We start from the raw sequence: 13095 nt of genomic DNA, 5'->3' as shown, positions 1-13095 counted from the left end.
ACATGGTGGGCGTAGCTCAGTTGGCAGAGCGCCTGGTTGTGGTCCAGGAGGTCGCGGGTTCAACCCCCGTCGCTCACCCGCACCGAGGTCGGCATCACATTGCCGGCCAGCAACAAAGGCCGTACCGGTTACCCGGTGCGGCCTTTGTTGGTTTCCACCCCCGCCGGCTCCCGGCCGGCAAGGCGCCGAAGGAATCCCCTGACATGACCGTTCTGCCCATCACCATCTGGGGTGAGCCGGTGCTGCACCGCCGGGCTGCTGAAGTGGAGGAGTTCGACGACGGACTCCGCCAGCTGATTGCCGACATGTTCGAAACCAACGACAAGGCAAACGGCGTCGGACTGGCCGCACCGCAGATCGGCGTGGGCAAGCGGATCTTCGTCTACAAGTACGCGAACGAGGACGGCGCTCCCCCGGCCGGCGCCGTGGTCAACCCCGTGCTGACCCTCTCCAAGGTGTCCGGGGCACTGCCGGATCCGGACGAGGAGGTGGAGGGCTGCCTCTCCTTCCCCGGGGAGCAGTATCCGCTCAAGCGCGCCGAATGGGTACGGGTGCAGGGCTTTGACGGGCACGGAAAACCGGTGGATTTCGAGGCGACCGGCTGGTTCGCCCGCATCATCCAGCACGAGTACGACCACCTGGACGGCAAGCTGTACGTCAACCGCCTGATCGACAGGTATTCCCGCAAGGCGATGAAGCAGGCCAAGAAGAGCGGCTGGGGCGTCCCGGGCCTGACCTGGATGCCGGGCGTGGACCCGGACCCGTTCGGACACTGACACCCGCGCGGTTTCTCCCGCTGCCAGCTGCCGCTACCGGGACACCACCGTCTGCTGCTGCGGACACGAATCCAGCACGCGGGCCATGGCGTCCTTCTCCGGCTGGGTGACCCAAAGGCCGTAGGCTGCCTTCACCGAAATCTGCCGCGCCACGTAGTGGCACCGGAGCGCTTTGTTCTTCGGCAGCCACGTGGCGGCGTCCGATGCGCTTTTCTCCTGGTTGGCGTCACCGTCCGCGGCAATGAGGTTGAGCGGATCGTTGGCAAGGTTCTGCCGTTGCTGCAGCGTCAGCTGCTGGGCCCCCTTCTGCCAGGCATCGCCCAGCGCGACGACGTGGTCGATCTGCACGGCCTTGCTCGAATCTGCGCCACGGACGAACGTGACCACGAGGCCCACGTATGGTTCCTGCATGGTGCCGGCGGCCACCTTGCACTTTGATCCCTTGGTGAACGCAACGTCGTGAAGGTCCCGGCGGAGGATGTCGTTGCGCGTGTCGCAGCCGTTGTGGTCGGCGTCCTGCCAGGCCTGGCCGAACGCGGACCGGTCATAGTCGGCGCCGGATGCCCGGCCCTTCACGGCCAGTGTTTCCAGCACGGCGGCCACGCCGCCCCGCGGCACCGGGTAGGGAGGCGTGACCGGCTTCATCCAGGCGGCATCGAACACGGGCGCCTCGCTGGGTCCGGAAACGGCGGGCTCGGCAGCGATGAACTGGCCTGCCGTAAAAAACCACACGGCGGCGGCGGCCAGCGATACCGCGGCCGCACCGAGCACCGCCCAGGCCTGCCGGGAACGCCGGCGGGCGCGCCGGTAGCCGGCCCAGCTGACGCTCATCGGAGCGGTCCGGTGCGCCCGGCATCCCGGGCATGACGTGGGTACACATCCAGGAGCCTAGGCGAAACCACCGGCCGCCGTGCGGGTATCCACAGTGTGGAGGACAGGTGCCCTGTGGAGGGCCGGTCACCTACTGCTCGCGCATGACCCGATGTAGATCGGTGTTGGCGAGATCAAGCAGCCGCTCCAGCTGGGCCACCCTCTCATCGCCGATTTCCCCTGCCGCATGTGAAGTGCGTGCCTGGTCCAAAAGCCGCTGGGCTTCTTTCTGGTTGGCTTTTGCAATATCGAGTGCATGTTCCAGGGTTGTCTCATGCTGGAGTGTCGGGTTCTGTTCCATGACACAAGTTTGTGCCCGTTTTCCGGCTGATTCCAGAGAATTACCCGGGAAGTTCCCGGGAACGGGTCAGCCCCGCCGGCACGATTGCGCGGGCGGGGCTGACGAAAAGGGTTCCGGTTAGACCGAAGCCGGCACGGCCAGGACCGGGGCGGCATCCTTTTCGGAGTCCTTGGCCGGGAAGGTCGGCGGGTTGACCCCGGCCATTTCCTCCATTACGCGGACCACCTGGCAGCTGTAGCCGAACTCGTTGTCGTACCAAACGTAAACCACCAGGTTCTTGTCGTTGGCGATGGTGGCGAGGCCGTCGACGATGCCTGCGCGGCGGGAGCCGACGAAGTCGGTGGAGACCACCTCGGGGGAGTCGATGTAGTCGATCTGCTTGCGCAGGTCCGAGTGCAGCGACATCTCGCGCAGGTAGTTGTTGACCTCGTCCTTGGTGGTGCCGCGTTCCAGGTTGAGGTTCAGCACAGCCAGGGACACGTCCGGGGTGGGGACCCGGATGGAGCTGCCCGTGAGCTTGCCCTGCAGTTCCGGCAGTGCCTTGGCCACGGCCTTGGCAGCACCGGTCTCGGTGATCACCATGTTCAGCGCGGCGGAACGGCCGCGGCGGTCGCCCTTGTGGAAGTTGTCGATCAGGTTCTGGTCGTTGGTGAACGAGTGCACGGTTTCAACGTGCCCGTGGATGACGCCGTACTTGTCGTTGAGCGCCTTCAGGACCGGGGTGATGGCGTTGGTGGTGCAGGAGGCCGCCGTCACGATCTGGTCGGATTCGGCGATGTCGCCATGGTTGATGCCGTGGACGATGTTCTTCAGGTCGCCCTTGCCCGGTGCGGTCAGCAGGACCTTGGCCACGCCCTTGCTCAGCAGGTGCTGGCCGAGGCCCTCGGCGTCGCGCCAGCGGCCGGTGTTGTCCACCACGAGGGCGTTGTTGATCCCGTAGGCGGTGTAGTCGATGGTGGCGGGGTTGTCCGAGTAGATGACCTGGATCCGGACGCCGTTGGCCGTGATGGTGTTGGCCTCGGTGTCGACCCGGATGGTTCCCTCGAAGGAGCCGTGCACGGAGTCGCGGCGCAGCAGGCTGGCGCGCTTGGTGAGGTCGTTGTCGGAGCCGCGCCGGACCACGATGGCACGCAGCCGCAGGCCGTGGCCGCCGCCGGCCTTTTCGATGAGGAGGCGCGCCAGGAGGCGGCCGATGCGGCCGAAGCCGTAGAGCACGACGTCGGTGCTGGTGCGCTCGTCGGCGCCCCGCTTGCCCACGATCTCGGCCAGCTCGGCACGGAGGAATTCCTCCAGCGTCAGGTCGCCGCCGTCGGACTTGAACTTCTGGTTCAGGCGGGCGATGTCGATGGCAGCGGCACCCAGGTCCAGCTGTGCCAGCGTGTTCAGCAGCGGCGCCGTCTCCTCCAGGAGCAGCTCGTCCTTGCTCATCCGGCGCGCAAAGCGGTGCGCCTTGAGGATGTTCATGGTGGACTTGTTGATCAGGCTGCGGCCGTGGATGGAGGTAACCACGTTGTTTTCACGGTACAGCCGGCCGATAACCGGGATCATGGCCTCGGCAAGCGCCTCCCGGCCCATCCACGTATCAAGACAAGAATCTGACGTCTGGCTCACAGAACTACCTTCCTTGGTTCAACCGGCTACGTCCTCGTAAACCGGATGGCGGCCACTGGAAGTTATCCAGGGCAAGCTGGCACCGGCAGGGTTTCGGTCCACCCCGGATGCCGTTGACCGTGCAAAGAAAAACCACCGGCTGCGAACGCAGATCCGGCGGCAGAACTTCTACGTTCACCATCCATTCTAGGGCGGTCCGGGAACCGGAACCGGCCGGTAGCCCGTGAAATCACTCACACAGGGTGTGATGCCTGTCGCCCGGCCTGGGGCGCACTACTGTTCGCCGTAGTTGAGGCGGCCAATGCTCCAGGCGGATACGTGGCGGAGGTCCACCCTCGTGGCGTTCAGGCGGATGGGGTTTCCGCCCGAGACCACCACGGGTTCAAGGAAGTGGATGAACCGGACCTGGTCCTCCTCCGTAACGTGCGGCAATTCTGCCGGGAACCCGTCTGAGGTGCTGATCTGGGCTTTCTGGCGCCTGGACCACGCTTCTTCACTCACTGCCGAGCCGGAGACTATTGTCCCGTCGACAATGAGGGTGAGCTCCATCGTCCCGTCCGGATCCTGCCGGCCGGGGCCAAAGATGGTCGCGAGCAGCCCGTCAAGTCGTGGGTCGATGTCAAAGGAGGACTGCACGTGCATCTGCCTTCCGGCGCGGGCTGGGGCGGGTGGCTTACTTGAGTGGATGGGTTGACCGATACGCCGGGTTCTGTGCTCCAGTGCCGTTGCCGGCACGGGAGTAGCGGCCATCCATCTACGAGCGCCGTTGCCGACGCCCTCCAGCGGCCTACCCGGACACTCGGGCGGGCAGCCCTCAAACGTGTCCTGTCTGGCCTTGCTCCGGGTGGGGTTTACCTAGCCTTCCCGGTCACCCGGGAAGCTGGTGGTCTCTTACACCGCCGTTTCACCCTTACCTGCTTCGTGCCGCTTTCAAATTCGGCGCGACGCAGGCGGTCTGTTTTCTGTGGCACTGGCCTGCGGGTTACCCCGAGTGGGCGTTACCCACCACCCTGCCCTGTGGAGCCCGGACGTTCCTCGAGCCACTTGCGTGGCGCGCGGCCGCCTGGTCAACCCATCCGCAGTCCAGTTTACGGGCTTTCCCGCGGGCCCGGACACGCGCCCGTTCGGGGGGCTAGGATCGGGGAATGGACCAGTCGTCCCTTCCGCGGCCGTCCGTTCCACGGCGGCGCGTGCTGCAGTTGGCAGCCGCTGCCGGGCTGACCGCCGCGACGTCGGCCTGCACAGCCCCGCCCCGACCGGTTCCCGGCCCGACGACGGCGACCACCACGGCAGGGACAATGACGGCGGCCCTCCCGCCGGCTCCCCCACCGTCCGTGCAGCCCTCCACAGTGCCTTCGTCGGTGCCGGCTTCCGCAGCGCCGGTTTCTGCTGTATCGACCCGGACGGGCGGATTTGTTTCCCGCTTCCGCCCGGCGGTCATCACGAACTGGTCCCTGGCCGTGCCGCTTCCGGAGCAGGCCAACCAACTGCTGCCGGTGGCGGTCTTCCTGCACGGGCGCGGCGCCAGCAGTGAAGTCCTGCTGCGCGACCTCGCCGCGGACCGGGCCCTGCAGCGCTACCTTGACGACGGCGGGGCGCCCTTCGCGGTGGCCGCCGTGGACGGCGGAGACTCCTGGTGGCATGCCCGCTCCGACGGCACTGACACGCAGTCGATGCTGGTGCAGGAATTCCTGCCGTTCCTGGGTGAGCAGGGGCTGGACCTCGGAAGGGTCGGCATCTTCGGCACGTCGATGGGCGGCTTCGGCGCCCTGCTCCTGGCGTCGCGGGGCCGGGTGTCCGGGCTCCGCGCGGTGGCGGCCATGAGCCCTGCGGTCTGGTCCAGCTATAAGGAGGGGATGCAGGGCGCCTTCGACGGCCCGGCTGATTTCGCGGCGAATGACGTTTTTGCGCTCCGGCCGAGGCTTGCAGCGATACCGAAGCGGATCGACTGCGGCAGCGAGGATGACCTGGCCGCCACGGTGCGCCGGTACCGTTCCGGGCTTCCCGGCCGCGTGGAGGGCGGCTTCCAGCCCGGCGGCCACGACGCCGTGTACTGGCGGTCCGTCCTGCCGGACGTGCTCGACTTCCTGGGCCGTTCCCTGGGCTGACGTTACCCGCCGGACAGATCCGCGCCCCGGCTGGTCCCGCACCGGCCGGTAAGATCGTACGGTGCTGATTCTGCTCCCCCCATCCGAAGGCAAGACACCGGCCGTCCGCGGCGACGCCATGGACTGGGCTTCGTTGAGTTTCCCCGTCCTGAATACCTACCGGGCCAAGGTGCTCGACGCGCTGGGGACAGTCAGTGCGCACGAGGACGCCCTCGCCCTGCTGGGCGTCGGAGCCTCCCTCAAGGACGACGTCGAACGCAACACCCGGCTCCACGCCGAACCTGCCGCTCCGGCACACCAGGTGTATTCCGGCGTGCTGTACGACGCCCTCGGCTACAAGTCGATGACGCCGGCGCAGCGGCGCCGGGCGGATGAATCGGTGCTGGTCATCTCCGCCCTGTGGGGCGCCATCCGGTTCGCCGACTCCGTGCCCGCCTACCGGCTGTCCATGTCAACGGCACTGCCCGACGTCGGACGCCTTGCCTCATTCTGGAAACCGCAGCTGACCGACGCCCTCGGCGAAATCGCCGCCGGCCGGCTCCTGGTCGATTGCCGGTCCAGCACCTACGCAGCCGCCTGGACTCCCCCGCCCGCGGACACCGTGGCGGTCAACGTGTTCACGGAGGTGAACGGCACGCGCAAGGTGGTCAGCCATTTTGCCAAGCACACCCGGGGCGAACTGGCACGCCACCTGCTGACGCGGCGGGGCAAGGCCCCGGCCACGCCGGAGCAGCTGTTGAGGGCCGCGGCCGAGAAGTGGCAGGCCGAACTCGTTCCGGGCACGGCACGCAAGGCCCACGCCCTCAACATCATTCTGCCGGGGTAGGCCTGCCGGGCCGGGTCATCCTGCCGGAGCAGGCCCGCCTCACACCCACTCTGCGGAGCGCACCAGGATGCAGCCGGAGTCCGGGCAGAACACGATGTCGTCCTCGGCGGCGGCTTTGATCTCGGCCAGGTCTCCGGGGCTTAGCTGCATGCCAGAGCCTTCCGAGGTGCCGTGGAAAAGCCGCGCTGCACCCACTCCGCGGCGGGCCAGGGTCTTCTCGTAGACCGCGAGCATTCCGGTGTCCAGCCCTGCGGCGAAGCGCGTCCGCCTGCCGGCCACCTCGTTCTCCTCGGCGGCCACCTCGGCCAGCGCCGCGTCGAGCTCGGCCCTGATCCCGCCGAATGAGCCCTGGATGTCGTCCACGATGCTCTGCTGCGCCGCCTGCCGTTCGCGCAGGCCGTCCAGCCGCTCCAGGACCTCCAGTTCGACGTCCTCCAGGTCGGAACGGCGCTTGTTGAGCGAGGCAATATCCTTCTGCAGGGCCACGAGGTCCTTGGAGAGGCCGGTGCCGCTGTTGAGCCTGGCCTCGTCCCGTTCAATCCGGGTAGCCACCTGCTCCACGTCCGCTTCGGCCCGCTTCAGTTCCGCTTCGGCGTCGTGGACGGCGAGTTTCGCGGCGCCCAGTTCCCCGTTGGCAACGCTGAGGGCGGCCTCAAGATCGGTGATCCGGGGATCGTTTTCCAGGCTGCGGCGGCGGTTGGACAGTGACTTCAGTCGGGCGTCCAGGCCCTGGAGCTCGAGCAACTTCAATTGTTCCGCCGGTGCTGCCTTGGCCACGTTTTACCTCCGCTTGATCCCATCCGGCCCCGGGGCCGGCACCCCTGTGGGGTTTTCTAGACTCTAGCGCCTAACGCGCTCCCCAGCCTCGCGCGCCAGGCTTAGCCGGGAGTGAGTATGAAGTCCCACGGGTCGCTGTTGGTGGTGCTGACCCGGATTTCGACGTCGAGGCCCTGGTCCGTGAGCACGTTGCCCAGCGCCTCGGCGGCGGCCGGCAGCCACAGCCACTCGCTCGCGAAGTGCGAGACATCGATGAGGTACGGCCGGCCGTTCACGGCGGCCTCCCTGGCTTCCGAGGCCGGATGGTGGCGCAGGTCCGCGGTGACGTACAGGTCCGCGTTGCTGGCCCGGACCTCATCGAAGAGGGAATCCCCGGCACCGCCGCACACGGCAACCCGCTGCACCAGCCCGTCCTTGTCCCCGGACACCCGCACTCCGCCGGCCACCGAGGGGAGGATGCCGAAGACCCGCGCGGCGAATTCCCCCAGGGTGATCGACTCGCTGAGGTCCCCGACGCGCCCGATGCCTTCCTCGGGAAGGCCGTCGGCCGCCGGCGTCAGCGGCGAAACATTCTCCAGCCCCAGGGCGTCGGCCAGGACGTCGGACACGCCGCCCACCGCAGAGTCGCCGTTGGTGTGGACCGTCAGCAGTGCGGTGCCGGATTCGATCAGGCGGTGGACGGCCCGGCCCTTGGGCGTGTTGGCGGCAACCGAGGTGACGCCCTTGAGAAGCAGCGGGTGATGCGTGATGAGCAGTTCCGCGCCCCATTCGATGGCCTCGTCAATGACCTCGAGCGTGGGGTCCACGGCGAACATGACGCGCGTGACTTCGGCGGAGGGGTGGCCGGCCACGAGCCCCACCTCGTCCCATGCCTCAGCAAGCGACTCCGGCCAGAGCTCCTCAACGGCCAGCATGAGCTGCCCCAGCGTTGCGGCGGCGGGTGACTCCGCGGCGTCGGGAACGTCTTCCGGTTCCGCTGCAACGTCACTGTTCACAGGTTCCATACTCATACTTTTACCCTACCGTCGGCTCTGGCCCCTGACCGGTATGTGACCCTAGGGTTGGCTGGGGGAATCATTGGCGCCCGCGAACCATTAAAGAGGCATGGGTAAAGAGGACATGAAAACTTTTGTGCTTGGTGGGGGCTGTTTCTGGTGCCTGGACGCCGTCTACCAGAAAACGAAGGGCGTCACGTCGGTGGTTTCGGGATACACCGGCGGCCATGAACGCGACCCGGACTACTATTCCGTCTGTTCCGGCACCACGGGGCACGCGGAGGTGGTTGCCGTGACCTTTGATGTGGAGGTCATCCCGGCCGAAGTCATCCTGGACATGTTCTTCGCGCTGCACGACCCCACCACGCGCAACCGCCAAGGCTACGACGTCGGCACGCAGTACCGCTCGTCGATGTTCTATGAGACGACTGAGGAGAAGATTCTCTTCGAGGAGGCGATCGAACGGAACCAGGCGCTGTGGTCCCGGCCGATCGTGACCGAGGTCAGCCGGCTCCCCGTGTTCTATCCGGCGGAGAACATTCACCAGAACTACTACGCCAAGTTCCCGGAGCAGGGCTATTGCCAGGTCATTATTAACCCGAAGCTGGCCAAGGCACGGAAATATTACTCTGCATGGCTTAATGCTTAGCAGGGGCGCTGACCCCATCGTTAGGCTGACCAAAGTATTCCCTCCTCAGAGATAGGCGCAAGTACACATGGCACGGATCTACGACGATGTAACGCAGCTGGTGGGCGGCACCCCGCTGGTCAAGCTCAACCGCCTGACGGAAGGCCTGGACGCCACCGTTGCGGTCAAGCTTGAGTTCTACAACCCGGCCAACAGCGTCAAGGACCGTATCGGCGTCGCCATCATCGACGCAGCGGAGAAGTCCGGCGCGCTGAAGCCCGGCGGAACCATCGTCGAAGGTACCTCCGGCAACACCGGCATCGCCCTGGCCATGGTGGGCGCAGCCCGCGGCTACAAGGTCATCCTGACCATGCCGGAAACCATGTCCACCGAGCGCCGCGTCATGCTCCGCGCCTTCGGTGCCGAGATCGTGCTGACCCCGGGCTCCGAGGGCATGCGCGGCGCCGTGGAGAAGGCCCAGGAAATTGTGGCCAACACCGAGAACTCCATCTGGGCACAGCAGTTCGCCAATGAGGCCAACCCGGAGATCCACCGCAAGACCACCGCCGAGGAGGTCTGGGCCGACACCGACGGCAAGGTGGACATCTTTGTCTCCGGCATTGGCACCGGCGGCACCATCACGGGTGTCGGCCAGGTCCTGAAGGAGCGCAACCCCGACATCCAGATCGTTGCCGTGGAACCCAAGGACTCCCCCATCCTCAACGGTGGGGCCCCGGGCCCGCACAAGATCCAGGGCCTCGGCGCCAACTTCATCCCGGAACTCCTGGACACCAACGTCTACGACGAGGTCCTGGACGCCACCCTGGAGGACTCCGTGGCCGTGGCCCGCGAGCTCGGCGTCAAGGAAGGCATCCTGGGCGGCATCTCCTCCGGCGCCATCGTCTGGGGCGCCCTCGAGCTGGCCAAGCGCCCGGAGAACGCCGGCAAGCTGATCGTGGCCGTCGTCTGCGATTTCGGTGAGCGTTACATCTCCACCGTGCTCTATGACGACATCCGCGGCTAGACCTTAGCCAGCTGCTTTCCGTTTCCTGTAGAAAGATCTTTGTGGGTTTCTTCGCAAGACTTATGGAAGACCTCGACGCCGCCCGGTCCCATGACCCGGCGGCTCGAGGTTCTTTTGAGAACTTTTTCGCGTACTCAGGGCTGCACGCCATCTGGGCGCACCGCCTGACGCACAAGCTGTGGCAGAATCCGTCCACGCGGTTCCCTGCGCGGCTCATCTCGCAGCTCACGCGGTTCCTGACCGGCATCGAGATCCATCCCGGTGCCACCATCGGACGCCGCTTCTTCATTGACCATGGCATGGGTGTGGTCATCGGCGAAACGGCCGAGATCGGCGAGGACGTCATGATCTACCACGGCGTCACGCTCGGCGGCCGCTCCCTGGCGAAGGTCAAGCGCCACCCGACCATCGGGGACCGGGTCACGATCGGTGCGGGCGCCAAAATCCTGGGACCGATCGTCATCGGCAACGACAGTGCCGTGGGGGCGAACGCCGTCGTGGTCAAGGACGCACCGCCCGAGTCCATCGTCACGGGCATCCCGGCAAGCTGGCGGCACCGCGACGCACAGCGGGAGACCAAGCCCGCCGTTGACCCGGCAGAGTATTACATCGAATACCGGATCTGACGCTAATCAGACGGCGATGCGTTTCAGCACCGCCGTCACCGCCAGGTCGTACACCCGGTCGGGCAGGAGCCGCCGCAGCGCGGTGATGGCGCGGGCGCCCCTGCCCACCGGGTAACGCGTCCGGGGACGGGCCGCAGTGGCGGCCGTCAGTACCGCACCGGCGACGACGTCGGGCCGGGTGGACGTTGCGGGCCGCTCCGTGGATGCCAGCACGGCTGCCATTTCCCTCGCCTGGGCCGCATACGGTCCGTTGCCTGAGCTCGCCAGCAGCCCGTCCGCCGCAATCCCGCCCCACTCCGTCACGGTGCTGGCGGGTTCGATGATGGACACGCTGATCCCGTGCGGCTTCAGTTCCAGCCGCAGCGCGTCACTGAGGCCCTCCACCGCGAACTTGGTGGCGTGGTACCAGGTTCCCAGAGGCTCATAGAACTTGCCTCCGATGGAGGAGATGTTGATGATCCTGCCCCGCCCGGCAGCACGCATTGACGGTAGAACCAGCTGCGTCATCCGCGCCAGGCCAAAGACATTCACGTCGAACTGCCGGCGGCCCTCCGCCAGCTCCATCTCCTCCAGCGCACCGAAGGACCCGAAGCCCGCGTTGTTCACCAGGACATCGATCCGACCCTGTTCCTGAAGCACCGCTGCCACCATGCCCTGCATTGACGCGTCGTCCGTGACATCCAGTGCCAGGACCCTGATTCCCTGCGCCTTGAGCGGCTCCATCCTGTCCACCCGTCTGGCTCCGGCGTAGACGGTGAAGCCGTCGGCGCTTAAGAGCTTGGCCGACTCGAATCCGATGCCGGTGGAGGCGCCGGTGACAATCGCTACGGGCTGGGACACTCGGAACTCCTCGGGGAAACGGCGGATGTGGATCAGCTGCGCGCGGATCGGCGTCGTCGTCGTAAATAACAGCTGGAGCCGGACGCACGAACGGCCGGCACCTCCCAGACTATCCGGGAGGGCCGGCCGTTCCTGCGTTACACCGCGGTGTGGCTAGTGGGTGTCCACTGCCTCGACCTCGGACTTGTCTTCGCCCCACAGCGTGTGGAACGTGCCCTCGGCGTCGACGCGGCCGTAGGTGTGGGCTCCGAAGAGGTCGCGCTGGCCCTGGATGACGGCGGCAGCAAGGCGCTTGCGGCGGAGGCCGTCGTAGTAGGCCAGCGAGGAGGAGAACACGGGAACCGGGATGCCCAGCTGGACAGCCGTTGCGACCACGCGGCGCCATGCCGGCAGGGCACCGGCGATCGCCTTGGTGAAGGCCGGGGCGAACAGCAGGTTTGCCGGCTTCTCCTCGGCCGCGTAGGCGTTGGTGATTTCCTTCAGCAGTTCGGCACGGATGATGCAGCCGCCGCGCCACAGCGAGGCGATCTCGTCGAGCTTGAGGTCCCAGCCGTATTCCGTCGCGGCGGAGGTCAGCATGTCCAGGCCCTGCGCGTAGGACACGAGCTTGGAGGCGTAGAGCGCCTGGCGGACGTCCTCGACGAAGTTCTCGGGAACGTCGACGGCGATTTCCTCACCGGCGAGCAGCTCCTGGCCCAGCTTGCGCTGTTCGGCCTGGGAGGACAGGGCACGGGCGAAGACGGACTCTGCGATGCCCGACACCGGGGAGCCGAGTTCGAGGGCGGAGATGACCGTCCAGCGGCCGGTGCCCTTCTGGCCTGCGGCATCCACGACGACGTCGACGAACGGCTTGCCCGTCTTGGCGTCCACGTGGCCAAGGACCTCGGCGGAGATTTCGATCAGGAAGGATGCGAGCTCGCCCTTGTTCCATTCAGCGAAGATCTTGGACTGTTCGGCGGGCTCGATGCCGGCGCCGGAGCGGAGGAGGTCGAAAGCCTCGCCGATGACCTGCATGTCGGCGTATTCGATGCCGTTGTGGACCATCTTGACGAAGTGGCCGGCGCCGTCAGTGCCGATCCAGGCGCAGCAGGGCTGGCCGTCGACCTTGGCGGAGATCTTCTCCAGCAGCGGGCCCAGGGCGTCGTAGGACTCCTTGGAACCGCCGGGCATGATGGAAGGGCCGTTGAGGGCGCCCTCTTCGCCGCCCGAGACGCCGACGCCCACGAAGTGGAGGTCCTTCTTGGCCAGCGCGGCTTCGCGGCGACGGGTGTCCTCGTAGTGCGAGTTGCCGGCGTCGATGATGATGTCACCGGCCTCCAGCAGCGGTTCGAGCTGTTCGATGACGGAGTCCACCGGCTTGCCGGCCTTCACCATGATCAGGACGCGGCGCGGCTTTTCGAGGGAGTTGACCAGTTCCTCGAGGGACTCGGTCCGGACGAAGTCACCCTCGTGGCCGTGCTTTTCGAGCAGGGCGTCGGTCTTGCCGACCGAGCGGTTGTGCAGGGCAACCGTGTAGCCGTTGCGGGCCAGGTTGCGGGCCAGGTTGGCGCCCATCACCGCGAGGCCGGTGACACCGATCTGTGCTGACATCAAAAACTCCAATTCAGTGTGTGCGACGTAAGTGCATGGGGTCCCGCGTGTCCTGCGGAACACCCTTCAGAAAAGCAGGCTGCTGAATAAAGCATATATATTCGCGGTCGGGGGCGAAAGCGG

14 protein-coding genes, 1 tRNA gene and 1 other RNA gene are annotated in these 13095 nt (G+C 66.5%); 7 read left to right on the top strand and 9 right to left on the bottom strand.

Going from position 1 to position 13095, the window contains the following annotated elements; translation table 11 throughout:
* Positions 1 to 5 precede the first annotated feature (5 nt).
* Together R5O87_RS00370 and def are read left to right on the top strand one after the other, a co-directional pair.
* Positions 6 to 78, top strand: a tRNA-His gene (locus tag R5O87_RS00370).
* Positions 79 to 203: 125 nt separating this feature from the next.
* Positions 204 to 776: a peptide deformylase gene (gene def, locus R5O87_RS00365; RefSeq protein WP_410556928.1), complete on the top strand. Its 573-nt coding sequence runs from the start codon at positions 204 to 206 to the stop codon at positions 774 to 776.
* 33 nt (positions 777 to 809) lie between these two features.
* Here def and R5O87_RS00360 read toward each other — a convergent pair whose 3' ends face one another.
* The 5 genes from R5O87_RS00360 to rnpB all read right to left on the bottom strand — a co-directional run bounded on the left by R5O87_RS00360 (position 810) and on the right by rnpB (position 4633).
* On the bottom strand, positions 810 to 1607 hold the full coding sequence (locus tag R5O87_RS00360) for an HNH endonuclease family protein (RefSeq protein WP_410556926.1): 798 nt from the start codon (positions 1605 to 1607) through the stop codon (positions 810 to 812).
* 130 nt (positions 1608 to 1737) lie between these two features.
* A complete protein-coding gene (locus tag R5O87_RS00355; RefSeq protein WP_410556924.1) occupies positions 1738 to 1947 on the bottom strand; it encodes a hypothetical protein in 210 nt (69 codons plus the stop codon).
* 117 nt (positions 1948 to 2064) lie between these two features.
* A complete protein-coding gene (locus tag R5O87_RS00350; RefSeq protein WP_462836355.1) occupies positions 2065 to 3522 on the bottom strand; it encodes a glyceraldehyde-3-phosphate dehydrogenase in 1458 nt (485 codons plus the stop codon).
* 309 nt (positions 3523 to 3831) lie between these two features.
* Entirely contained in the window at positions 3832 to 4194 is a 363-nt protein-coding gene (locus tag R5O87_RS00345) for a hypothetical protein (protein WP_410556922.1), read from the bottom strand.
* A 46-nt stretch (positions 4195 to 4240) separates the two neighbouring features.
* An RNA gene (gene rnpB / locus R5O87_RS00340) (RNase P RNA component class A) lies at positions 4241 to 4633 on the bottom strand.
* Between the two features lie 70 nt (positions 4634 to 4703).
* On the opposite strand from rnpB, the gene R5O87_RS00335 reads away from it, so the two are divergent.
* Positions 4704 to 5666: an alpha/beta hydrolase gene (locus R5O87_RS00335; protein WP_410556921.1), complete on the top strand. Its 963-nt coding sequence runs from the start codon at positions 4704 to 4706 to the stop codon at positions 5664 to 5666.
* 61 nt (positions 5667 to 5727) lie between these two features.
* Positions 5728 to 6492, top strand: coding sequence for a YaaA family protein (locus R5O87_RS00330; protein WP_410556920.1), 765 nt, complete (start codon positions 5728 to 5730; stop codon positions 6490 to 6492).
* Between the two features lie 39 nt (positions 6493 to 6531).
* Here the strand turns inward: R5O87_RS00330 and R5O87_RS00325 are convergent, their stop codons facing one another.
* Positions 6532 to 7269: a zinc ribbon domain-containing protein gene (locus tag R5O87_RS00325; protein ID WP_410556919.1), complete on the bottom strand. Its 738-nt coding sequence runs from the start codon at positions 7267 to 7269 to the stop codon at positions 6532 to 6534.
* A 101-nt stretch (positions 7270 to 7370) separates the two neighbouring features.
* Entirely contained in the window at positions 7371 to 8273 is a 903-nt protein-coding gene (locus R5O87_RS00320; RefSeq protein ID WP_410557003.1) for a Nif3-like dinuclear metal center hexameric protein, read from the bottom strand.
* A gap of 115 nt (positions 8274 to 8388) precedes the next feature.
* Between R5O87_RS00320 and msrA the strand changes: the two genes are divergently transcribed.
* From msrA to epsC, 3 genes are all read left to right on the top strand, one after another.
* Positions 8389 to 8913 carry a peptide-methionine (S)-S-oxide reductase MsrA gene (gene msrA / locus R5O87_RS00315; RefSeq protein ID WP_410556918.1) on the top strand — a complete coding sequence of 175 codons (525 nt, stop codon included), beginning with the start codon at positions 8389 to 8391 and terminating at the stop codon, positions 8911 to 8913.
* Between the two features lie 67 nt (positions 8914 to 8980).
* A complete protein-coding gene (gene cysK / locus R5O87_RS00310; protein WP_410556917.1) occupies positions 8981 to 9916 on the top strand; it encodes a cysteine synthase A in 936 nt (311 codons plus the stop codon).
* A 41-nt stretch (positions 9917 to 9957) separates the two neighbouring features.
* Complete coding sequence (epsC, locus tag R5O87_RS00305) at positions 9958 to 10542, top strand: serine O-acetyltransferase EpsC (protein WP_410556916.1); 585 nt, start codon at positions 9958 to 9960, stop codon at positions 10540 to 10542.
* Between the two features lie 6 nt (positions 10543 to 10548).
* On the opposite strand, the gene R5O87_RS00300 is transcribed toward epsC, so the two are convergent.
* The gene (locus R5O87_RS00300) at positions 10549 to 11382 is read right to left on the bottom strand and encodes an oxidoreductase (protein ID WP_410556915.1); all 834 of its coding nucleotides are present in this window, start codon (positions 11380 to 11382) and stop codon (positions 10549 to 10551) included.
* A gap of 153 nt (positions 11383 to 11535) precedes the next feature.
* Complete coding sequence (gndA, locus tag R5O87_RS00295; protein ID WP_331573102.1) at positions 11536 to 12972, bottom strand: NADP-dependent phosphogluconate dehydrogenase; 1437 nt, start codon at positions 12970 to 12972, stop codon at positions 11536 to 11538.
* Between the last annotated feature and the right edge of the window lie 123 nt (positions 12973 to 13095).

The organism is Arthrobacter globiformis (assembly GCF_046536215.2).
GTDB classification, from domain to species: Bacteria; Actinomycetota; Actinomycetes; order Actinomycetales; family Micrococcaceae; genus Arthrobacter; species Arthrobacter globiformis_E.
The sequence above is the reverse complement of the archived record's forward strand: the minus strand, read 5'-3'. Positions and strand labels throughout refer to the sequence as shown.